The organism is Pleionea mediterranea (assembly GCF_003148745.1).
GTDB classification, from domain to species: domain Bacteria; phylum Pseudomonadota; class Gammaproteobacteria; order Enterobacterales; family Kangiellaceae; genus Pleionea; species Pleionea mediterranea.
On sequence record NZ_QGGU01000004.1, the window covers coordinates 192,917 to 216,262 of the forward strand.

At 44.0% G+C, this 23,346-nt stretch carries 19 protein-coding genes; 11 read left to right on the forward strand and 8 right to left on the reverse strand.

The window, feature by feature from the left end; all coding sequences use genetic code 11:
* From C8D97_RS06455 to C8D97_RS06465, 3 genes are all read left to right on the forward strand, one after another.
* Positions 1 to 459, forward strand: a 459-nt coding sequence (locus C8D97_RS06455) for a transposase (protein WP_425348729.1), incomplete at its 5' end; no start/stop codon positions are given.
* 149 nt (positions 460 to 608) lie between these two features.
* Positions 609 to 869, forward strand: coding sequence for a CopG family ribbon-helix-helix protein (locus C8D97_RS06460; protein WP_210204876.1), 261 nt, complete (start codon positions 609 to 611; stop codon positions 867 to 869).
* Positions 866 to 1,135 carry a type II toxin-antitoxin system RelE/ParE family toxin gene (locus tag C8D97_RS06465; RefSeq protein ID WP_109762934.1) on the forward strand — a complete coding sequence of 90 codons (270 nt, stop codon included), beginning with the start codon at positions 866 to 868 and terminating at the stop codon, positions 1,133 to 1,135. The genes C8D97_RS06460 and C8D97_RS06465 overlap by 4 nt, the downstream gene beginning before the upstream one ends.
* A 39-nt stretch (positions 1,136 to 1,174) precedes the next feature.
* On the opposite strand, the gene C8D97_RS06470 is transcribed toward C8D97_RS06465, so the two are convergent.
* On the reverse strand, positions 1,175 to 2,158 hold the full coding sequence (locus tag C8D97_RS06470; RefSeq protein WP_109762935.1) for a carbon-nitrogen hydrolase family protein: 984 nt from the start codon (positions 2,156 to 2,158) through the stop codon (positions 1,175 to 1,177).
* 74 nt (positions 2,159 to 2,232) lie between these two features.
* On the opposite strand from C8D97_RS06470, the gene C8D97_RS06475 reads away from it, so the two are divergent.
* Positions 2,233 to 2,652 (forward strand): group II truncated hemoglobin, encoded by a 420-nt coding sequence (locus C8D97_RS06475; RefSeq protein WP_109762936.1) that lies wholly within the window; start codon positions 2,233 to 2,235, stop codon positions 2,650 to 2,652.
* Between the two features lie 21 nt (positions 2,653 to 2,673).
* Here C8D97_RS06475 and C8D97_RS06480 read toward each other — a convergent pair whose 3' ends face one another.
* Entirely contained in the window at positions 2,674 to 5,808 is a 3,135-nt protein-coding gene (locus tag C8D97_RS06480; RefSeq protein WP_109762937.1) for a DEAD/DEAH box helicase, read from the reverse strand.
* A gap of 349 nt (positions 5,809 to 6,157) precedes the next feature.
* On the opposite strand from C8D97_RS06480, the gene C8D97_RS06485 reads away from it, so the two are divergent.
* Entirely contained in the window at positions 6,158 to 7,255 is a 1,098-nt protein-coding gene (locus C8D97_RS06485; protein WP_109762938.1) for a TRAP transporter substrate-binding protein, read from the forward strand.
* 430 nt (positions 7,256 to 7,685) lie between these two features.
* Here C8D97_RS06485 and C8D97_RS06490 read toward each other — a convergent pair whose 3' ends face one another.
* Together C8D97_RS06490 and C8D97_RS06495 are read right to left on the reverse strand one after the other, a co-directional pair.
* The gene (locus C8D97_RS06490) at positions 7,686 to 9,035 is read right to left on the reverse strand and encodes a TRAP transporter large permease (protein WP_109762939.1); all 1,350 of its coding nucleotides are present in this window, start codon (positions 9,033 to 9,035) and stop codon (positions 7,686 to 7,688) included.
* Positions 9,032 to 9,592 carry a TRAP transporter small permease subunit gene (locus tag C8D97_RS06495; RefSeq protein ID WP_109762940.1) on the reverse strand — a complete coding sequence of 187 codons (561 nt, stop codon included), beginning with the start codon at positions 9,590 to 9,592 and terminating at the stop codon, positions 9,032 to 9,034. The genes C8D97_RS06490 and C8D97_RS06495 overlap by 4 nt, the downstream gene beginning before the upstream one ends.
* Positions 9,593 to 10,115: 523 nt before the next feature.
* On the opposite strand from C8D97_RS06495, the gene polA reads away from it, so the two are divergent.
* The 4 genes from polA to purH all read left to right on the forward strand — a co-directional run bounded on the left by polA (position 10,116) and on the right by purH (position 16,103).
* A complete protein-coding gene (polA, locus tag C8D97_RS06500) occupies positions 10,116 to 12,854 on the forward strand; it encodes a DNA polymerase I (RefSeq protein ID WP_109762941.1) in 2,739 nt (912 codons plus the stop codon).
* Between the two features lie 295 nt (positions 12,855 to 13,149).
* Positions 13,150 to 14,136 (forward strand): tRNA dihydrouridine synthase DusB, encoded by a 987-nt coding sequence (gene dusB / locus C8D97_RS06505; protein ID WP_109762942.1) that lies wholly within the window; start codon positions 13,150 to 13,152, stop codon positions 14,134 to 14,136.
* Between the two features lie 14 nt (positions 14,137 to 14,150).
* Positions 14,151 to 14,429 carry a DNA-binding transcriptional regulator Fis gene (gene fis / locus C8D97_RS06510; RefSeq protein ID WP_245411412.1) on the forward strand — a complete coding sequence of 93 codons (279 nt, stop codon included), beginning with the start codon at positions 14,151 to 14,153 and terminating at the stop codon, positions 14,427 to 14,429.
* A gap of 102 nt (positions 14,430 to 14,531) precedes the next feature.
* Complete coding sequence (gene purH, locus C8D97_RS06515) at positions 14,532 to 16,103, forward strand: bifunctional phosphoribosylaminoimidazolecarboxamide formyltransferase/IMP cyclohydrolase (protein ID WP_109762944.1); 1,572 nt, start codon at positions 14,532 to 14,534, stop codon at positions 16,101 to 16,103.
* Positions 16,104 to 16,205: 102 nt separating this feature from the next.
* Here the strand turns inward: purH and C8D97_RS06520 are convergent, their stop codons facing one another.
* Positions 16,206 to 16,805 (reverse strand): hypothetical protein, encoded by a 600-nt coding sequence (locus C8D97_RS06520; protein WP_109762945.1) that lies wholly within the window; start codon positions 16,803 to 16,805, stop codon positions 16,206 to 16,208.
* A 237-nt stretch (positions 16,806 to 17,042) separates the two neighbouring features.
* On the opposite strand from C8D97_RS06520, the gene C8D97_RS06525 reads away from it, so the two are divergent.
* On the forward strand, positions 17,043 to 17,612 hold the full coding sequence (locus tag C8D97_RS06525; protein WP_109762946.1) for an outer membrane beta-barrel protein: 570 nt from the start codon (positions 17,043 to 17,045) through the stop codon (positions 17,610 to 17,612).
* Between the two features lie 264 nt (positions 17,613 to 17,876).
* Here the strand turns inward: C8D97_RS06525 and C8D97_RS06530 are convergent, their stop codons facing one another.
* The 3 genes from C8D97_RS06530 to C8D97_RS06540 form a co-directional block, all read right to left on the reverse strand.
* Positions 17,877 to 18,221 (reverse strand): DUF5362 domain-containing protein, encoded by a 345-nt coding sequence (locus tag C8D97_RS06530; protein ID WP_109762947.1) that lies wholly within the window; start codon positions 18,219 to 18,221, stop codon positions 17,877 to 17,879.
* Between the two features lie 357 nt (positions 18,222 to 18,578).
* Entirely contained in the window at positions 18,579 to 21,662 is a 3,084-nt protein-coding gene (locus C8D97_RS06535) for a hypothetical protein (RefSeq protein ID WP_109762948.1), read from the reverse strand.
* Between the two features lie 81 nt (positions 21,663 to 21,743).
* Entirely contained in the window at positions 21,744 to 22,832 is a 1,089-nt protein-coding gene (locus tag C8D97_RS06540; RefSeq protein WP_109762949.1) for a YheT family hydrolase, read from the reverse strand.
* 58 nt (positions 22,833 to 22,890) lie between these two features.
* Here C8D97_RS06540 and C8D97_RS06545 point away from each other — a divergent pair, with 58 nt between their 5' ends.
* Positions 22,891 to 23,346: a thioesterase family protein gene (locus tag C8D97_RS06545; RefSeq protein ID WP_109762950.1), complete on the forward strand. Its 456-nt coding sequence runs from the start codon at positions 22,891 to 22,893 to the stop codon at positions 23,344 to 23,346.

Consider the following 23,346-nt stretch of genomic DNA (forward strand, 5'->3'; position numbering starts at 1 on the left):
AATCATACCTACTCACGGACTGGAACGTTGTGGGAAGGACGGTATAAATCGACGTTGGTCGATAGTGAAGACTATCTGCTAACCGTGCATCGTTACATCGAACTGAATCCAGTTAGAGCCGGAATGGTAGAGCACGCCTCGGAGTACTCCTGGTCGAGCTATCAAGGCAACGCTATGGGAAAAGAGATTGAATTGATCACACCTCATGATGCGTATACTGCTTTAGGTAAAACTAAAGAAGAGCGGCTAAAGAATTATCGAACATTGTTTCGAGGCCGAATGGCAGAGAAAACATTAAAAGAAATACGTGATGCGACCCATAAGGGATGGGTACTCGGTAGCGAGAGATTTATACAACAAATTGAGCAGACAACGGGGCGTACAGCAAAGCCTCGACCGCGCGGTGGAGATCGTAAGTCAGAGCAATATTGGAAGCGGCAGTATGATCAAAAACTCTGACCCTATTGATTCTGACCCTATTGATTCGTATTGGCTCTATAGAAGTGGAAAGAGAAGAAAGCTGGATGTGGAAACTGACTCGTGACTCATGCAATGCAATGTATTACAATGTAATACATCTGTAAGAGAAAAAGGTAAGTGCTATGGCTATGACCAGTGTACGTATGTCGGATGAATTGATGAGTAAGTTGGAGTCCATGTCAGAAAAACTTCATCGCTCGAAAGGTTGGATTATTAAAGATGCGATAAGTCAATATGTTGAGCGAATGGAACGCCGAGAGCAAATGTTGTTAGAAACACGTCGCGCTTTAGGAGATATTGAAGAGGGTAACACTATCGATGGCGATGATGTTATGGATTGGTTAGCTAGCTGGGGAAAGACTGACGAAAAGGCTCCTCCTAAAAAATGAGACTTAAATTTACTCATGAGTCCTTCAATGATTTAGTAAGACTACGCGAGTTTATCGCCGAAAAAAATCCATCCGCAGCTGAAAAGTACGCGCGCAAATTAATGTCGACTATACAAAATCTAATAATTAATCCTGAACTCGGAAAGATACTTGATGAAAAGCCAGATGTAAGAGAATTGGTTGCTGGAAATTATATTGTTCGATACAGCCTTAGAGGCGATATCATTTATATCCTGAAAGTTTGGCATGGTAAAGAATATCGTTAACTGCGAACATCTTTCTGAGAAGCATTCGATCTTTGAAATCTATGATTCATCCTCACTAAATTTAACCGTCGATTGTCGCGTGCGATCAACTTTCAGCTGCAGTACATCGGGTCGTGAGTAATGCCCTGATGGATCAAAGTTTTGTCGTTCGCGCATCACATGTTGATGATCGATGGTGACTACTTGCAAACCTTCTTCATCGATGACTGGTGGTAAAACCCATTCGCCATCGGGGCCAGCGACACAGGAGCCACCATTGGCAATAGTATCGGTGGGTTGCTTGAGTTTTTCATTCGCGGTATCAACAATTTCCTGTTTTAACGGTGTGTCATCGGGTATGTCTTTTAGTGAAAATAATCCGCTGACTGATACTACATATGAGCGGGATTCTTTTGCAATGGATCGGGTGATGAGTTCGGCATTGTTAATACCACCGGGCCACACGGCAATGTGTAAATCTTCACCCTGTGCGTAGAGTGATTGTCTTGCCATGGGCATCCAATTTTCCCAGCAGTTTAGGCCTCCCACTGTAAATGCACCCAGTTTATGAGTGCGCAGACCATTGCCATCACCGGGCGACCAGGTGAGGCGTTCTTCGTAGGTTGGCATTAATTTTCGGTGGACCGACTGTATTTTTCCGTCGGAAGAAATATAAACCAGCGAGCAATATAAACTGTGGCCACCCCGGTCGGCCGGTTTTTCGATGCACCCAACATAAGCGGCAATATTATTGTCCCAGCACACCGAGCAAAGCGTGTCGAGATCGCCCGATTCAATACAGACGGCATTATCTGCATAATGGGCAAACATCTGTTTCTGTCGGTCGTTGTCGAACTGGGCGCCGCCGGTAAGTTCCAGCCAGAACGGATAACCGGGTAATAGGGCTTCACCAAAAACCACCAGATGAGCCTGCTGTTGACCGGCCTGTTCAATGTAACTTTGAATTTTATGCAAGGTTGCAGCTTTGTTCAGCCAAACCGGGCTGATTTGTGCTAATGCTATCTTGAGATATTCCGATGACATAATTGGGTTCCCTATACCATTGGCGTGATGGACTGTTTAAACTTCTGTCCTTATTTTGAAACAGGATCGCACTTATGTCGAATTTTAGTGCCGAAAAACTGCCTTACGGCAGCCTCGATGCGTCGTTTAAAGCCGCAGGCGGTGAAGCGGGCGTATTAAAGTTGGTGAATGATTTTTATGATGCCATGGAGCAAAGACCCCATGCACAACATATATTAAGCATGCACCCGAAGGATCTGGACACCTCGCGCGATAAATTATTTCGGTTTTTATGCGGCTGGATGGGCGGGCCGACTTTGTATCGGGAAAAATACGGACCCATCAGCATACCGCGTGCCCATGCCCATTTAACCATAGGACCAAAAGAGCGTGATGCCTGGCTCAATTGCATGGCAGAAGCCATCGATAAACAAGATTATGACCAAGCGTTTAAAGACTATTTATACCAACAGCTGTCTCGTCCGGCCAATATGGTGATGAACACGGATAAATAAAAACGATAAAACTATCCAAAACTATTCGATGGGTGTAAATAACGACTGCCAGTTCTGACTGGTGATGGTTTGCAAGTCGCCCATCGAATGGGATAACACTTTATCGGCCAGTAAATGTTTGTTCTTTTGCATTTTTAAAATGCGCTCTTCAACCGTGCCGCGAGTAATTAATTTATACACAAACACAGGTTTATCCTGACCAATGCGATAGGCGCGATCGCTGGCCTGCTCTTCTGCGGCAGGGTTCCACCAGGGATCATAATGAATAACCGTATCCGCCGCGGTTAAATTAAGACCCGAGCCTCCGGCTTTTAAACTGATTAAAAACACCGACGTTTTGCCCTGTTGAAACTTCGAAACCAGTTCGCCGCGTTTGGTGGACTTCCCGGTGAGCTTAAGGGTGTTAATGGATAAGTCATTTAATCGTTGTTCAATAATATCCAGCATACTGGTAAAGGAAGAAAACAGAAGAATGCGACGGCCTTCTTCAATCATTTCCGGTAATGCATTTTCCAGCCAGCTGAGTTTGGCCGATTGTTCAATGGAATGACTGGAACTTAATTTCACCAGTTGAGGGTGACAACAAATTTGGCGTAATCGTAATAAAGCGTTGCTGATCCTTAATTGATTTTTACCAACGCCTTGTTGCTGTATGGCTTTTTGAATATCTTCCGCCATGGATAATCGGACCGCTTCATAAAAGTCGGCCTGTTGGTCGTCCATTTCAATCAGTCTTTCAAACTCGGTTTTTGGTGGCAATTCTTTCGCCACTTTATCTTTAGTGCGCCGAAGCATAAAGGGTCGAATCCGTTGCACTAAGGTTTTCTGGATCGCATCGTTGTGCTCTTTTTCAATGGGGACTTTATACAGCCGATTAAATTGCGCTTCACTGCCTAAAAATCCCGGCATTAAAAAGTTAAACAAACTCCACAGTTCACCTAAATGATTTTCAATCGGCGTGCCGGTTAAACAGAATCTGTGTTTTGCCCACAAACTAAAGCAACATTTTGCCAGTTTGGTTTTGGCGTTTTTAATGGCCTGTGCTTCATCAAGAATAATGGTATCGAATTCAATTTTATTCAGTTGTTGCACATCGCGTTGTAATACGCCGTAACTGGTGATAATTAATGAGTGATCGGAAAACTCTTCCAACGAACGATGACGTTCTGTGCCATAAAACGTCATGCACTTTAAGCTCGGCGTAAACTTGTTGGCTTCCGATTGCCAGTTGGCAATTAAACTGGTGGGGGCAATAATAAGTGTCGGCGCACGGGTATTATGAGTGGCGTAATTGATCAGTAAGTGCGCAAGGGACTGTAACGTTTTACCCAACCCCATATCGTCGGCCAATATGCCGCCAAGCTGAAACTGCTGCAAAAATTGCAACCAGTTAACGCCCTCTTTCTGATAATGCCGAAGTTCGGCGTTTAATTGTTTGGGTAGAGCAATGGTATTGGGCCTGGCATTATTGATACGTTCTGCCTGTTGTTTAAGCCAGTGATCACCTTGCCATTGCAAGGGTTGCTGTTGTTGCTCCAGTTGCGACAGTCGGCTTATGTGTGAGTTGGGCAAACGTAAAGTTTGTTTATCGGTTAGTGGTTTTTTGTCAAATAACTCCGCCAGTGTTTTTAAAATGTGCTTAATGCGATCGGCTTCCAGTACTACCTGATCGCCGCTGTCGAGTTGCACCGTCAGTTCATCGATATCATCAATCCGGTTTAAATTAATTTGACCATTACGAATTTGCTGAACCAAGTAGGGCATTATATTAAAGGACTGGCCATTAATTTTTATGCCCAACTCCAATTCGAACCAGTCCTGATCGCGACTGACATCGAGATACCAGTCGTCAACTTTCTGTTTATTCAGGTGAAAGGAGCGATCTATATTAATTGTCCAGCCGAGCTGTTTAAGACCCACCAGCCAGACTGCCAGTTGACCGGTATTAAGATTTAAACAGCGATCGGCAATATCAAATTGTTCAGCAACCGCAAGATCATGGGATGCGGAAACGGTTGCGGTGGATTCCAGTGTGCGTAAACAGGCTGCCAGTTGTTGTTTGTGAGTATCGGCAAGCGTTGCTTCTTCATCGAGCGCCTGTTGATAACTAAACGATAAATCATTTTGTTGAAAGCTGATCTGACCCACATTCAGTGACAGCGGCGCTTTTTGTCGCCAGGGAAAGTCCAACTCAAAAGACGCCACTGTTAAACAGGGTTGAATGGTTTGCGCATCAAGCGTTAAGTGACGCGTCTTTTCCAATAGGGTAATCACCCGGTTATGAGAAATATCAAAATAATGATGGGGTGTAATGCCAGGCAAATCGATATCGGAATGACTAAAATGTTCGTCGGCTTGATTATGATCAACAACTTTATTGATTATTGACTGTTTTAACGCCGGTCGCGAACTCGCCTTCCAGAAACAACGACCACTGCTTAACATCAATTGTAAGATCTGGTCGTGAATATTATTTTCTTGTGATTGGTCTTTTAGTGCATCGTTTTGCAGATAAAATAAATTCGGTTCTGTTAAATCTGCTCTGTCTGAATGTTTATTAAACTTAAGGTTGGATTGCTGACATAAATAAAGAATTTTTTGATCCAGCAACGAAACAAACTTCGGCAGTTTAGTAAAAGATAAGTTTTGGTAATCAAACTTATCTTTTAACAGATAACGGTTTTCCTGTGTTAAGTAGGCTTTGTAACAGGAGATATAAAATTGATCCGCTTCGTGCTTTAATAAATACACCAGTCGGTGACGCGCCATATTTGGAAAAGGATCATGATGCTGTGATAACAACCAGTATTTGGTTTGTTGCCAGAGCGTTAGCTCATCGCTGGCGTCTTTATGAGGGTAGGCGATTTGGTGCAGTTGCCTTTTTGTTTCGATGGCCAGCGCCGCCATGTGAACACAATTTTTTTGCTCTGAACAACTGCAATGGTTGCCCTCTGCCGAAAGCGGCCAGCTTATTTCAGTTTGATAAGTCTGTCCGTCGTTTATTTGAGCCGAGACCCAATTGGTGGCCTGTTCAAAGTGCCATTGACTGAGACGATCCTTGAGTAACAGTTGCAAGCCATCAAACAATTGCTGCTCGCCAAACAGATCGGTCAGGTGGTTAGTTGGGCCTTTAAACGCGAGAGGTTTTACAAGCATACTGAAGCGGTGATGCGTCCATAATTTTGAGTTAAGTGAACCATCATATCAAACCAGGCAAAAAGATCATGCGTTTAACCGTGCTATGACGGAATGTTATGAGTAAATTCTGTAAAACTGAATAAGGTAATACTCGGGCGACTCTGTTTAGAGATATGTGTCAGAGTACCGTTGCAACCCAGCTACGAACAGTGAATAATTCAGCAATCCAATTGATAAGTGGTTGAGTTAAAACCTGTGCGAATTAAACAAGCACAGGTTTTAAGTCATTAGAAGATTAGAAGTTATCAGACTATAAGAACTATCCGACTATAAGACTATCCGACGATAAAACAATAATGAGGGGACTATGAAGCGACGAGCATTTGTGGGTGCAGTGGGCATTGGTGCGGCAGCGGGATTGAGCGGCTGCAGCTCAGAGCCGAAAGAGTGTGCCACCGGACAAGCCAGCAGTAAGGTTGACGTTATCGAGTGGACCATGATCACCACCTGGCCAAAGAATTTTCAGGGACTGGGCGAAGGCGCCGAATATCTTGCGCAAAAAATCAATGAGCTCAGTGGCGGTCGTATGAAGGTTACGGTAATGGGCGCCAATGATCTGGTGCCTGCGCTGGAAGTGTTCGACACGGTTGCCGCTGGCACGGTGCAAATGGGGCACGGTGCGTCTTATTACTGGAAAGGCAAGTTGCCGGTCGCGCCAATTTTTTCTGCGGTTCCGTTTGGTTTAAACGCACAGGAGATGAATGGCTGGCTGTATAAAGGTGGCGGTCTTGAACTGTGGCAAGAGCTGTATCAGCCGTTAGGATTACTGCCCATGCCAGCGGGGAATACCGGGGTACAGATGGCCGGTTGGTTTAATAAGGAAATTAATAGCCTTGACGATATTCAAGGATTAAAAATGCGTATTCCGGGACTTGGCGGTGAAGTGTTTAAACGCGCAGGCGGTACACCGGAGCTGATCCCGGGCGCTGAATTATTCTCGGCGTTAAACCGGGGCCGCATCGACGCAACCGAATGGGTTGGTCCTTATAACGATTTGGCGTTTGGTCTGCATAAAGCCGCCAAATACTATTATTATCCGGGTTGGCATGAGCCGGGCACCACTCTGGAAGCCATCATTAATCTGGATGCCTTTAATGCACTGCCCGATGATTTGCAGGCGATTGTAAAAGCGGCCTGCACACTGGCAAACTCTGACATGCTGGCGTATTTCACCGAAAAGAATAATCAGGCGTTGGAGTCACTGGTGAATGAGCACAATGTGCAACTGAAAAAATTGCCTGAAGATGTGCTGGCGCGTTTTGAAGCTTTATCCCACGATGTGGTAAAAGAGCTGGCTGCCACCGATGCTTTTGCCGAGCGTGTGTATCAGTCTTACAGCAACTATAAAAAGCAGGTGTACGACTGGCATAAAGTGTCCGAGCAATCGTTTTACAGCCTTCGGTGATGATTGGCTAAAGTAAAACCAATCAGTAGAAAACGTCTTCTAACTTAGTTTTAGGTTTTAGGTTTGAAGAGAGACTTAATTAAGCTCAAAATAATGCATACCGAACACATTCGCTGGCATGGAAGCCAGTGAAAGTTATTGCCAGCCATGGAAGGCTGTCAATAATGGTGTGTCTAAGGTATGAGTTATTTTGAGGAACCCGTTAGGGCTTAATTGCTGGAACGGAGGGCTTTTTGCCTTCTTTTTGGCTCTTGAAAAAGAAGGTCGCCCGGCTAGGCGAAACAGCGTAAGTGTAATTAAATGCCAATACAATATTTAAATTCATGAGTAATGTATTGGCTTTATAACTCGAGCTTGAAAGTACGACATTTCTAATATTGTCAGATTTCTATTTTTTAGATGCAGTTTTTAAAATATTCCAAACAAGTAATCAGTCCCCAAGTTGCTCTGGCAGCCAGGTTGCCAACTCGGGAAACACACCCAGTAAAATCAACAACACCACCTGAATGGCAATAAATGGCAGCGCGCCGCGGTAAATTTTTCCGGTGGGCACGGAGCTAGGTGTAACTCCCCTTAAGTAGAACAGGGCAAAACCAAACGGTGGTGTTAAAAATGATGTTTGCAGGTTAAGGGCGATCATAATGCCAAGCCAGATAGGATCGACACCCATCTGCAATAAAATGGGTGCAACAATCGGCACCACCACATAAATGATTTCAATAAAGTCGAGAATAAAGCCCAGTAAAAACATCACCAGCATCACGACTATTACCGCGCCAACAACACCGCCGGGCATTTCGGTCAGAAACACCTGAACCTGATGATCACCACCGAGTGCACGAAACACCAGTGAAAAAATCGATGCGCCAATTAGAATCATAAACACCATGGAAGAGGTGCGTGTGGTGGAAAACATCACATCTTTAAGACGTTCCCAACTGAACTGGCGTTGCACAATGGCCAGTAACATGGCGCCGGCTGCACCAATGGCAGCGGCTTCGGTTGGTGTTGCTGCGCCTGCCAGAATAGAGCCAAGAACAATAAAAATTAATATCAGTGGTAATAATAAACTCTTGATCACCTGAGCCATTGAAATGCTGTCGGTGTGTTCCGCTTTGGGCGCAAGAGACGGATTAATAAATGCCCGGATCAGTACATAAGCCATATAGGCGAGTACCAGTAAAACGCCCGGAATAAGCGCACCGATAAATAAGTCACCCACATTTACCGGATCACCACCGTAAGAGCTGCGATAGGCAGAAGAGATGGCTTCACCGAGCAGGATCAAAACGATGGAGGGTGGAATAATCTGACCCAATGTGCCCGATGCGCAAATGGTACCGGTGGATAATGATTCATCGTAACCGCGTTTAAGCATAACCGGTAATGACAACATGCCCATGGTAACCACAGTGGCACCAACAATGCCGGTGCTGGCAGCCAGCAGCATACCCACTATGATGACCGATATGGCCAGCCCACCACGGAGGCCACCAAACAATCGGGCCATGGTTTCCAGCAGGTTTTCGGCAATTTTGGCGCGTTCAAGCATGATGCCCATAAACACAAACAGCGGCACGGCAACCAACACCTGATTATTCATAATGCCAAAGGTTCGGTTAAAACTGGCGTTAAGCAGCACCGGATTTATCCAGTCAAATGCCACTGCAATACCGGCGAAAATGAGTGCCGAACCCGCTAAAGAGAAAGCCACCGGATAACCGGCCATCAATGACAGGCACACCAGCGCAAACATAATAAAGGGGAGCCATTCCATCATGATGAACGCTCCTGTGTTTTATTGATGCTGGATTGTGGCGGGCTTGCACGCCACTTGTCGATGTTGATCATCAATTGATGCAGGCCTTCAATGATCAGCAAAACAGGCATCACAACAGTGAGTGTTTTTAGCAGATACACCGCGGGTAATCCGCCGGCTTCAGCGGAGCTTTCCGTCAGTTGCCAGCTGCGCATCACATAGTTCCAGCTGGTCATCAGAATAAATACCGAGACCGGCAATAAAAACAAAAGGGTGCCAGCGATATCGATGCTGGCCTGGGTTCGCGCCGAAAACCGGTGGTAAAAAATATCCACCCGCACATGTTCATTATGTTGCAGGGTATAAGCGGCGCCCATCATAAACACGGCAGCGTGGATCCAGGTGACGGATTCCTGCAGCCAGATGAAATTGATGTTGAACAAATTGCTCATCAGGGTACTGCCAAACATGGCAAGCACCATTAATAGAGTCAGGTAGGCAATGCCCTTGCCACTGAACCGACTGATCCAGGACAAGCCGCGCTTTATTTGATTCCACGGTGAATTTTGAGTCCACATGGGTGTGGTGTCTCCCCAAACAGTTTATAAACAAAAATATCCACAGGATGGAAAAATATCGCTATTTGGATAGTTTATGTGGATAACTTTGTTGTTAAGTTTATAGGTTATTGTTTTATATAGAAATATTTGTTTTTTGTTTGTGGCGATACTGTAACGGAAATAAAGCCGTTTGTGAATGATCTTTCCATTAAAGCCATTTGAACAAAAGTTATTCACACAACGCGAAATTTTATATATCGTTATTAAATAATGGCTTAGCGCTCTCTTCTTATAACTTACCTTAATAAAAAGAGCTAACTGACTATTTGCTGGCGAGATAATTTACCTCATTAAATGGCAAACAGAGGTTATGAAGTGTGACGTTATGAAGAGTGATGCTATGAAGAGTGATGTTATGAAAAAGTGACGTTATGGGAAATGAAGTAGCGGGTGTCCAATGCCTCCTAAGATTAATAGCGCTCGCAAGATACGCCAGAATCGGTAAAATGTGCGCCAAACACAGCTAAACAGGTTTATATCCATGTCATCGAACTACTCGGTCATCCTGGTTGACGGCTCGTCCTATCTATTTCGCGCTTATCATGCGATCCAGGGGTTACGCACCAGTGACGATTTTCCGACGAACGCCATTCGTGGTGTGATCAGTATGATCCGGGCGCATTTACGCGATTACCCTGACGCCAAAGTGATTGTAGTGTTTGATGCCAAAGGCAAAACGTTTCGTAACGATATGTATGCCGAGTACAAGGCGAATCGTCCGCCAATGGAGGATGACTTGCGCGTGCAAATTGAACCGATACATCAAATTATTGAAGCCATGGGCTTACCCTTATTAGTGGTTGATGGCGTAGAAGCCGACGATGTTATTGGTACATTAGCTAAAGAAGCCACCGAAGCCGGTGTTGATACCCTGGTGTCCACCGGTGATAAAGATATGGCTCAACTGGTCAATCAGCACGTCACCTTAATCAACACCATGGACAAAAATAATCCGATCACCGATCCGGCACGGGTGGAAGAAAAATACGGATTTGGCGCCGATAAAATCATCGACTATCTCGCACTGATGGGCGATTCTTCCGACAATATTCCCGGGGTTGCTGGCGTGGGCCAAAAAACAGCGGTGGCGTTGTTACAGGGCATCGGTGATCTGGAAAGTATTTATAACAATCTGGAAGCCGTGCGTGACCTGTCGTTTCGCGGCGCGAAAAAAATGCCGGAGAAACTGGCGGATAATAAAGAGATGGCGTTTTTATCCTATGAGCTGGCGACCATTAAAACCGATGTGGAATTGCCGTTTTCACTGGTGGATATTCAGCACGGTGAACCCGACAGTAAAAAACTGGCCGAGTTGTTTAAAAAGTTTGAGTTTAAAACCTGGCTGCATGAAATTTCCAGCGATGCCAGTGAGCCAAGTGAAACCGTTGCTGAGAATAAGGAATCTTCCGTTAAACGGGATTATGAAACCATTTTGACCAAGCAGCAGTTACAAAGTTGGTGCAAAAAACTGCAGCAGTCCGAGTTGTTTGCCGTTGATACGGAAACCACCAGCCTTAATTATATGGTGGCTGATCTGGTTGGCCTTTCCTTTGCCACTGAACCTGGCGTTGCCGCTTATTTACCGCTGACTCATGATTATCTGGATGCGCCAGAGCAGCTCGACCGTGACTGGGCATTGGCGCAATTAAAACCCATTCTGGAATCCGCCGAGATTAAAAAAGTGGGGCAAAACCTGAAGTACGACTCAAGTGTGTTGGCGCGATATGACATTGCATTAAACGGCATTGCCTACGATACCATGCTGGAGTCATACATTTATAACAGTGTAGCGTCGCGACACGACATGAATTCTTTGGCGATGAATTATCTGGGCATGGACACCATCCATTTTGAAGACATTGCCGGTAAAGGTGCCAAGCAAATTATGTTTAATCAGATAGACATTGAAAAAGCCGCAGAATACGCCGCCGAAGACGCCGACATCACCTTACAGTTGCACCAGAAGTTATGGCCAATGCTTGAACAACAAGAAGGCCCAAAAGGTGTGTTTGAGCACATTGAAATGCCGTTGTTGTCTTTGTTGTCAAAAATAGAGCGCACCGGTGTCTATCTTGATGGTCAATTATTGCGGGAAAAAAGTCAGACCTTTGCCGCGCGCATGGCTGAGTTACAGCAAAAAGCTTTTGAGCTGGCGGGTGAAGAGTTTAATTTGGGATCGCCAAAGCAACTGCAACGCATTTTGTTTGAAAAACTGGAGTTGCCGGTGATCAAAAAGACACCGAAGAAGCAACCGTCCACAGCGGAAGATGTATTGCAGGAGCTGGCGCTGGATTACCCATTACCGCACGTGATTCTGGAGTACCGCGGATTATCCAAATTAAAAAGTACCTATACCGATAAGCTGCCCGAAATGATCAATCATCAAACCGGTCGCTTGCACACCTCCTATCATCAGGCAGTGGCGGCAACCGGGCGATTGTCTTCGACCGATCCGAATCTGCAGAATATTCCCATCAAAAATGAAGCGGGTCGCAGCATCCGTCAGGCGTTTATTGCACCAAAGGGTCGCAAAATATTGGCAGCGGATTACTCGCAGATTGAATTACGCATTATGGCGCATCTGTCACAGGACGAAGGTTTATTGAGTGCGTTTGCCGAGGGAAAAGACATTCATACCGCAACCGCAGCGGAAGTCTTTTCAGTGTCGGCTGAGCAGGTCACGCAGGAGCAGCGTCGCAGTGCCAAGGCGATAAACTTTGGTTTAATTTATGGCATGTCGGCGTTCGGTCTGGCGAAACAAATTGGTGTTGGGCGTGAAGAAGCGCAGCATTATATTGATACCTACTTTGCCCGTTACCCGGGTGTCGAAGCCTATATGGAACAGACCAAAGAATCCGCCAGAGAAAATGGCTATGTGGAAACCCTGTATGGCCGCCGTCTTTATCTGCCAGAAATTAATGCCAGTAATGGTATGCGTCGAAAGGGCGCTGAGCGAACCGCAATCAATGCGCCAATGCAAGGCAGTGCGGCGGATATTATTAAATTGGCAATGCTCAGTGTGGATCAATGGATCACGGAATCTCGCCCGGATTGCAAAATGGTGATGCAGGTACACGATGAACTGGTGTTTGAGGTGGCGGAACAGGCGGTTGAAAGTTGCTCCAGTAAAATCATTGAGTTAATGCAGTCTGCCACAGAAATCAGTGTGCCACTGTTGGTGGAAGCCGGGGTTGGTGACAACTGGGATGAAGCCCATTAATCGAATTCATCAGCATGACAGCTAATAAAAGGGATTGTGACTTGCAAATTTTGTAACACAATCCCTTCGTTGCAAACGCAAAAACCATAAAAAACAAAGGCAAACGTCGCTTTTTAGCTGATTTTTCATTGCCTCAAATCAACCATCAATGATTCAACATTCGCTAACTGTTTGTTTTATCAAATATCCTTAAAATCAAGCCCTTTTCTGTAGATATTTTGATTTTCAAATTCGATTAAAAAGTGTATGATTTGGCGCTTTCTTAACCAGCTCCGGAAAGGGTTAACTTTCGTTGATGAAGATAGGTCCGTACCAACTGGACAATCAGTTAGTTCTGGCACCTATGGCGGGTGTAACCGATCGTCCGTTTCGTATGCTTTGCAAAGAACTCGGCGCAGGCATGACGGTATCGGAAATGATTGCGGCAAACCCGAAACTTCGAAATACCCGGAAAAGTCTGCTGCGTTCGGATCACAGTGGCGAAACCGGTATTCGCTCCGTCCAGATTGCAGGTGCTGAACCCGCAATGATGGCAGAAGCGGCGGTTTATAACGTCCAGCAGGGCGCTCAGATTATTGATATTAATATGGGCTGTCCGGCAAAAAAAGTTTGCAATAAGGCCGCAGGTTCCGCTTTAATGCGCGACCCTGAATTGGTTGAACGCATTTTAACGGCGGTAACTCAGGCGGTTTCAGTTCCGGTCACTTTGAAAATTCGCACCGGCTGGGACAGTGACAACAAAAATGGGTTAACCATCGCACAAATTGCGGAGCAGGCAGGAATTCAAGCTTTGGCCGTCCATGGTCGCACCCGAAGTTGTGGCTACAAAGGTGAAGCAGAGTACGACACTATTCGCGCAATTAAGCAGCAAGTGTCGATACCGGTCATTGCCAATGGGGATATTACTTCCCCAGAAAAAGCGCAACAGGTTTTGAACTACACAGGTGCAGACGCCATTATGATTGGCCGAGCCGCGCAAGGGCGCCCCTGGATTTTTAGAGCAATACAGCATTTTCTGGAAACCGGTAGCAAGCTTGCAGAACCCAATATAGACGAAGTAGAAGACATCATGCTGCGGCATGTTGCGAATCTGCATTCGTTTTATGGTGAAGGTCAGGGAACACGCATCGCCCGGAAGCATGTTTCCTGGTATTTGAAGGAGCAGATCGATAGTCGTGAGTTTCGTAATGCGTTTGTTCGCATTGAACAAGCTAACGAACAGCTATCGGCTGTGAAGCAGTTCTTTCAACAACAAAAATTGAAACAGGCAAAAGTAGCATGAGCATACTAGAAACAATGGAAACCGTACCAGCAACCGAAAGCGTAAATACAGCGTCAGTAACGGAACAACCGACTTTACGCGAAAGTGTTAACACCGCAATCAAAAATTATTTTGATTCTTTAGACGGTCAAACGCCATCGGAGCTTTATGACATGGTGTTGGCAGAAATCGAAGCACCTTTGTTAGAGCGTGTGATGGACTATACCCGTGGAAATCAAACCAAAGCGGCAATTATCCTTGGTTTAAATCGTGGAACACTGCGTAAAAAATTAAAAATTTACGGCTTGAACTAATTGAACACCAGCCGGAATTGACTTGAGTTGATTCCGGCTTTTTCTTTTCAACTCCTTTCGCTCCAACAAACCGTCTTACCCGCTTTATAAAGAGGCTTTTTGATGCAAAGTTTACGTCCCATTCGACGCGCACTGATCAGTGTTTCGGATAAAACTGGTGTGGTTGAATTTGCACAACAACTGTCCGACATGAACATCGATATTCTTTCCACTGGTGGTACTGCTAAATTATTAGCGGAGAACAATATTCCGGTGACCGAAGTATCGTCTTACACCGGCTTTCCTGAAATGATGGACGGGCGCATTAAAACGCTTCACCCAAAAATTCATGGTGCTTTGTTAGGTCGTCGTGGTACTGATGATGCTGTGATGAACGAGCACGGCATAGAAGGCATCGATTTATTATGTGTCAATTTATACCCGTTTGAGCAAACCGTGGCAAAAGATGATTGCACACTAAACGATGCTATTGAAAACATCGATATTGGTGGGCCGACTATGCTTAGAGCGGCGGCAAAAAATCATAATGATGTAACCGTGGTGGTGGATCATAATGATTACTCAAAAGTCATTAGCGCATTGAAACAATCCAGTGGAACAGAGTTTGATTTGCGATTTATGCTCGCCACTAAAACCTTTGCACACACCGCAAAATACGATGGCGCTATTGCAAATTATTTAAGTGCTCGTCTTGAAAATAAAGAACAGGCAAACGATTTTCCTGAAACCTTTTCGTTGCAGTTTAATAAAGCCCAAGATATGCGTTACGGTGAAAATCCTCATCAAAAGGCAGCGTTTTATGTAGAAGACAATGCCAAAGAAGCCAGCGTTGCTACTGCGAAACAATTACAAGGCAAAGCATTGTCCTTTAATAATGTAGCGGATACCGATGCCGCGTTAGAATGTGTTAAAAGTTTTCAGTCGCCGGCCTGTGTTATTGTGAAGCACGCTAATCCCTGTGGTGTTGCTAAAGGAAAAGATATTTTAGAGGCTTACAATTTGGCTTATCAAACGGATCCAACGTCTGCGTTTGGTGGCATTATTGCGTTTAACCGCGAGCTGGATAAAGCGACCGCCAGTGCGATTATTGATCGTCAGTTTGTTGAAGTAATCATCGCGCCAAAAATTTCAGCAGACGCCATTGAAATTGTCAGCAACAAAAAGAATGTTCGATTGCTGGCCTGTGGTGAATGGCAAAGTGCTGAGCCAGGTCTGGACTTTAAACGAGTGAATGGTGGCTTACTGGTTCAGGATCGCGACCTTGGCAGCATTGGTATGAACGATCTGAAAATAGTTTCCAAACGTACCCCAACCGAGCAGGAAATTCGTGATTTATTGTTTAGCTGGAAGGTTGCTAAATTTGTTAAATCGAATGCCATTGTTTATGCAAAAAATGAACAAACTATTGGTGTCGGTGCCGGACAAATGAGTCGTGTTTACTCGGCAAAGATTGCCGGAATTAAAGCCGCCGATGAAAACTTGGTGGTTAAAGGATCTGTAATGGCGTCGGACGCCTTTTTCCCATTTCGTGATGGCATTGATTCAGCTGCCGAAGCGGGTATTACTTCGGTAATACAGCCCGGTGGTTCCATGCGTGATGAAGAAGTGATTGCAGCCGCAGATGAACATGATATGGCTATGGTCTTCACCGGCATGCGTCATTTTCGGCACTAATCATTTCAAATGTAATTATTACAAAAAAGGCGATGTAAAATACATCGCCTTTTTTGTGGGTAATAACTTTTAATGGGGAGTTACAAAGTAACAACCGGTTACTTAGAAGTCGAACTGTAATCCCAACTGATACAAATCACGCTCAAGCTCTTGTCCAAATTTTGCAGAAAAACCAAAACGTTCAGAAATATAATAAGTGCCTTTCACAAATCCTTCTGTTTCATCCAATGTTGAATCGTCCCAGAAGGTGTATTTTCGTGACATAACTTCGACACCCAGCTCAAATTGTTGATTAAAGCGAATGCGATAGCCAAAGGCTAAACTTTTGGCTTTCGATATAAAATGTTGATCGAAAAAATCTAGATAGTCAACGGCATCAATTTTGGTTTTTATCCCCGCTACATAAATTGCAGAACGTTGATCTAAATCATACTTATAACCCAACGCTAAATCCTTCCAGGTTTCACTATAAACCGGGTCGTCAGAGGTTTCTACTTCACGCCGACTGATATAAGAAAAAAAATTATCGCCAAGCATAAATCCAAACTTTATGTCACCACCATCAAGATCCAACGTAGAACTTTCATCATCGGGAATATGTGTATAGCCAACTTCTAAATAGGTAAAACTCGGTTCTATCGGTTCGTTAGCGAATAATGGTGTTGATAATAGCAGTACAAAAATCGAACAAATGGTTTTCATTATTCTGGGTCCTTTTTGAAAACTCGAAATTATTTCGATTATATATGCATTTTGTACAAACTTACCAGTCAGGTAAGCCACAGTTTCATATTTGGCTTTGATTATAAATTTATGACAAATGTCTCATAATGAGATTGGTTTTATTAAGATTTTATTCAGTTTTAGTTTGTAGAATGGTCATCAAGCATTAAATGCTTAATTAAATTCCAGTCAAAAATGAAATGAAGGATATGTAAAATGAAAAAACTACTTGCAACCAGTGTTATCGCAGCAATGGCTTCTCTGTCTGCAACAGCCAATGAACCCTCGTTTAATTTTGTTGAAGGTGGTTACAGTGAATACGAGGATGCCGATGGGTTTATGATCCGAGGTAATGCCGAGTTAAATAAAAACTTCTTTGTTAGAGGTTCTTATGAAGGTCTATCGGATGACTTTTCCGTATTAGGTGGACCGGATGATACCGATTTTAATACACTAACTTTAGGTTTGGGTTATAAACATGCGTTAAACAACAACACCAGTTTATACAGCCATTTTTCTTATCTTGACTTCGAAGTGAAGTCGGGCGATGCAAAAGTAACGGATGACGGTTATCAACTTGGTTTTGGTGTAAGAAATCAATTATCCAGTGTTACTCAAGTTTATGGTGAAGTGACACATAATAGTATTGATGGCAATTCATTCACCGGTTTAACCTTAGGTTTACGTCAACGTCTTGCTGAAAATTTTGGCGCTTATGTAGAAGCGAAAGCCGATGATTTTGATGGTGATGGATTTGGCGTAGGTGTTAGCTATAACTTTAAATAGTTACTAATAAAATATTTTTAGATATTACTTCGCAAAAAAAGAGAGCTCTTAGAGCTCTCTTTTTTTGTATAATTAACGTTCGCTGGAAAAGATAAGGCCGAAGAAAATAATCAATATTGAAGTTTATTGTTAACTTAAAAATTATAAGATGAAACGAAAGGATATTTTGATAAACAGTACACGTGAAATATTTGAAAGTTTAACCGTCAAATATAAAAAAGGCATCTTGATAGATGCCTTTTAAATTACCATAGTCTACAACAACTACATTTGAGACATACCGCCCATAATAGCTGCCATTCCGCCAAAGAAGAAAGCGGCGAACATAAGTACGAGTCCTATCAGGGTTAATACACCCATAATGGTAAAGTAAGTTTTTAGTTTTGATAAAGATTCCATAAGTGCGGCAGCGTCATCGGATTGATGCGCTCGCTCGACAGCACTGGCGGATTGGAATAATAGTACACCCATCCAAATTGGCAGCCATGCCACAATAATCCCGACAATAGATAACGCAGTTAATACGCCGTAAATGATCATCATAACGCCAACGAGTTTCATCCAGCCCTTGGCCGAGTGAAGAGCACTGCTTAACGATCGTACATCCATAAGATTTCCTCTTTATATTTTATTGTTAGTGTTTCTTTCCTACATACCCAGATTCAAATTACCAAATCAAAAAGCAATAAACAACTGAATATTTTTACTTTCTTTGTCATATGATGAAAAATCAACTTCGTCTAGTAATAAAAACATATCTTTTAATAGGTATGGCTATACAACTATTAGAGATGTGATTTTCTTAGTTGAGAGCCTTAAGGTTGGTTGCTATTGGTAATAAATATTTTAGAGTCGCTTTGTGTCAATTTAGTGCCATTAAGTGTCTGTTGTGTGAACCAAGTTAGCTAAAATCAGTCAGGATTTAGGTATAACTTTTGATGAAAACTAATGTTGTACAGTCAATAATTAATGACCAATTAGTTTTACTTTTAGGTCTTCAATCGACTTTTGATCATCTTCGGAAAGTTCCGATTGATTAACCCGGCTGCTGAGCATGGCGGACAACTCTTTTATTGAAAGCGCGGATATTTTATCCTGCACCTGCATATCAAGGTAGGAGCCTTGTAGTTGTAACTGTCGTTGTTGCTCAGCTTCTTGTGCTTTCAACTCGGCAAGTTTTTCTTCTCTCAGCATTTCGGCTTCTTCTGCTTCTTTAAATGCCAGTGCTTTTTTCTTTTCTTCCTGTGCTTGCAGTCGGGCTTCTTTGTGTTTAATGACTTCCAGCTTTTCTTTTTGCGCTTCTGCTTCCGCTTTTTCTTTCGCTAAACGACGTGCTTCCAGTTTTTGCTCATTTTCTTTATTGGCCATTTTTTCGCGCTCGATCTTTTTTAGTTCATCGAGCACTTGAGTTAAGTGTTTGTACATCTTAAATACCTCTTTTCGAGCTTTTTCCAAACCGTATTTTTGAGAAAATTCTTCCGAATTGGCAATAAAGCGCAATTGATTTTGAAGTTTCTGTAAAACAGGGCGCTCAACTTTTCGCCCTGTTTTTAATGCTGTGGTGATCTGTATGATTTTATGGTGCGCATCTTCAAACCATTTGAGCTTGTTTACGTCTTCTGGCTTTAGCGTGAAGTCGGATAGAGCTGACCAGATTTTATCCAGTGTAAAATCTTCATCATTCATTTGGTAAGACAAACGCGAGATAGCTTGTTTTAATTCATCTTGTTCTTTATTGGTTTTAAGCCACCACTTTATAGCGCCATGTTTGTCTTCCTGATAGCACTGTTTAAAGTAACGAACACCAGAATCAACTTTTATTAAAAACTGTTTTATTTTTTCACTGGCAGTAGGACCGTCATCTTCTGTTTGTCGATAGTTAGTTGTAACCGTTGCAGTATTTTGATTGGTTGCCTGACTGACCTCTTGTTCTGTACTTAGATCGTCGTTTGGTGATTGTGTTTCTACTGTTTCTGCAGAAGATGCTGTCTCTGAATGCTCGTCGGAAATTTTGTTGTCTGTTGGCTGGGGAGCAATTGTCTCGGGATCATCATCGGAGTTTACAGCTTGTTGTTCGGTCTTATTATCTTCGTCAGTATCAGTTTGATAGTCGGCCGTGTTTTGTTCGACTTCGTTAGTGTTTGTATCTGGCTTGTCCGGTTCTATCTCATTGTTAACCGAATTTTCTTCAGAGGTTTCTGTTTGCAATGAATCTGTTTGCAATGTCTCTGTTTGGGTAGAGTCAGCTTGAGTGGAAGTCTCGGGCAGTTGATGGTTATTGGTTTCCCCGCTTTCTGCTTTTTGCTGTAATGGTTCTACAGTGTCGGCTTCCAGTTCTGTAATTTCCGAGCTTGACGCTAAACTGCTATCTGCATCCGGTGCTGATGGTTGTTCGGATGATTGTTCCGATAAAGAAGATTGTTCTGGTAAAAGAGCAGTCGCTTCAACAGAGTCGTCTTTGCTTAGAGTGTCTGATGTTGATTGCTGATTGTGTTGCATTTCATCCGGTTGCTGCTGAGGGTATTCTTCAGGTGATTCATCTGGCAGCTCTTCGGGTGTTTGGTCCGGTAGTTCTTCAGGGGATTGTTGGGGTAATTCTTCGGGCGTTTGCTCAGGAAGTTCTTCCGGTGTCTCGGCAGGCTTATGTTCAGGATCAAGAGTTTGTTCAGGTTCAAGTTCGAGAGCCTGTTCGGATTCAAGTTCAAGAGCTTGTTCAGGTTCAACGCCGGATATAGTTTGTTCAGGGCTTACCGGATGCACATCAGTTTCATCAGTTGATTCGTCAGGTTCTTTATCGTTTTGGTCAGAGCTGATTGTTGACTGGTGGTTTTCTTGTTCATCAGCAACTATGGCATCAGCGGAATTAACGGCATCCGTTGCGTTTATATCTGTGGTTTCCGCTAATGAAGAGGATGTAGAGCTAGATTCATGGGTATTTTCTGAAGCGGTTACATCAGAAAGGGTTGCAGCAGAATTGATTGGAGCAGAATGGGTTGGATCAGAAGCCGCTTGTTCCAGCTCGGTGGACAATTCCGGTGATATGTCAGATGCCACTTCTGGCGTTATATCGGGTTCTATATCTGGAGTGATGGTTTCCAGATGCTCCTGCTGAGCGTCATCGTAAGGCAAATGCTCATTGATATGACCTTCTTCAGCAACCAAATCATCCACTTCCGGGGCATTGGTTTGGGAGTCACCCTGTTCCTGTATAGGACTTTCAGTTTCATTTGGGCTATCGGCAGTTTCATCGACTTGCGCTTCTAATGTTAGCTCGACTTTTTCATCAGAGGCTGCGTCAGGCTCATTGTTGTTAACGTCATTATTTTCAATGTGATGATTTTCATTGCGATCATTCTCAGTCTGGTTTGTCTCAGTGTGACTATTCTCAGAACTATTCAGTTCGGAGTCTTCAGTATCAGAGTTATTAAGTTCAGAACCGTCATCAGAGCTGTCATCAGAATCATCAATCTCAGAATCGTCAGTCTTAGCTTCATCAAACTCAACATCATCAACCATGGCATCAACAATGGTGGTATTTTCGAGGATGGAGTCATCGGTTGTGGTTTGCTCAACCACGGGTTCGTGATTGGACGTTGATTCCTTCGTATCAGAATCACTTTGTTCGTTAGTAGTGGCCGCCTGCTCAAAGTTTTCCGATTCTATTTGTGTTTCATCCGGTGATTTAGCGGAATGACTGTCGTTAGCTTCGGGCGAAGTATCAGGCTCAGAATCATGGGTAGAATTAGAGTCTAAATTTAAATTGTCTTTTGAGATATCTAGTGAGGTTTGCTGATCCTCTGGTGAGGATCCTATTGAGTGTTCTTCGTCGGCAGTTTCGGAAATATCCAATGCATCTTTTGCAGGGTTAACAGAATCGGGCTCTGAATCACTCAGCTCTGTTGCTGCCGCATCAGCCTGTTGGTTCTGCGGGGGATTGTCTACCGGGTCGTGGCTGGTTTCAACGGCAGATACATCCGCCCCATCGTTTGACTGGCTTTTGAGATCCTTGGCTTTTTTCGCTTTGCGCTGACCGGGCTTTATAATTCTCATACAAACACTATATTACAATTGACTCAATGATTGTTAGAGAAAAAGTTCCTCCATGTCAAGCAGTTACAGGAACAGCGGTCGTTATTCCGAATGAGCGGTTGCTTTCAGTTTCTCCACCACAAAATCATCCGCCCAGCTTTGGTGTTGTCTGTTTTTAATAAAACCGCAGTGGCCACCGTGTTGTGTGTAGGTCACACGAACACTCGGCAGCGATTCCAGAGGCTTTAAAAAAGAAGGGTTGATAATGGGATCATCCAGACTCATCAGGATCTCAACCGGGATCGACAATTGGCTAAGCCGATCGGCGTAGATGCTGTAACCATCAAAATAATGTTCGGTGCTGGCAAAGTCGGTATGGTGCCGAACAAAGTAATCGGTAAGATCTTGTAAGCTTTTAACGCGCTGTAAATCGAGCTGCGTGTAATCTTGTGGATACAGGTTCATCTTTTTGCGAATAGAACGTCGCCATTTTTTAGAAAAGTAATGATGGTAAATAGCGGGGCCTAATTGCAATTTTTTCATCGTGTCGGCTGCAATCATCAGCGGACAAATCGCAATTGTACTGTTGAGCAGATTGTTCTGCGGATGTTTATCATCGAGAGTTTGCTCATCAAGAGATTGATTATCAAGAGAATTGCCTTGTAAATAGTTGCCTTGAAAAGAATTGTCATCGTGAGATCTCATATCGGAAGACAACTGTTCGCTGATCCGTATGGCAAAGTTGCCGCCCAGTGAAAAGCCGATCAGATGATTGCGCTCGGCGTTGATGCGTTTGATGCCATTGCTGATGGCATTAACCACTTCATCGAGCCGGCAGGAATGAAACAGCTCTCGATTTAAATGATGGGACTGGTCGTGATCGCGCAGTGCCACGCGCAACACCTGATATCCCTCATTAACCAGACGATTGGCACAGGAGAGTAAGTAGCCTGAGTCGGTTGTGCCTTCCCAGCCGTGCAATAGAATAGCCAGCGGTGCCTGCTGGTTTTCGCCCGGTGTCCAATACCCCAGAAGATGGGCACCGTTACCGCCGGATAACAGTAGGGAGCGACTGCGGTTGATCCAGTGTTGCGATTGCTGTTTCAACTGCCGCTTGCGCAGCGGGGATGACGCAAGGATCGACTGCAGATGAGGATTACGGAGCCAGAATGGTGGACGGAAACTTTGCATAAAGTCGTTGCACAATGCGTTACAATAGTTGCCGCCATTGTAACCCTGAGATGATCTTATGCCAAAGCCTGAGCTAATTCAGCAACTTGCCGAAGCATTCGGTGAGAAAATACCCTTTAATAAACTGTTAGGTCTGCATTTCGATAAGCTGGACAGAGACAGTTGTGAAGTGTCCTTTCATAATAAACCTGAGTTGGTGGGCAATTACATACAGGGTATTTTGCACGGTGGTGTGATCGCCTCGGCGATTGATGTGGCTGGCGGAACCATGGCGGCTATCGGGCTTATGCAACGTAACCCGGAAACCCATCAGCAAGAGTTATTAGAAAAGCTGTCCCGGCTTGGTACCATTGACCTTCGGATTGATTATGTACGACCGGGGCGAGGAGAACGCTTTATTGCTTCGGCGAAAGTATTGCGGTCGGGCAACAAAGTGGCTGTAGTTCGAATGGAGCTGCACAACGAACAACAAACATTGATTGCGCTAGGTACCGGTACCTACCTGATAGGTTAA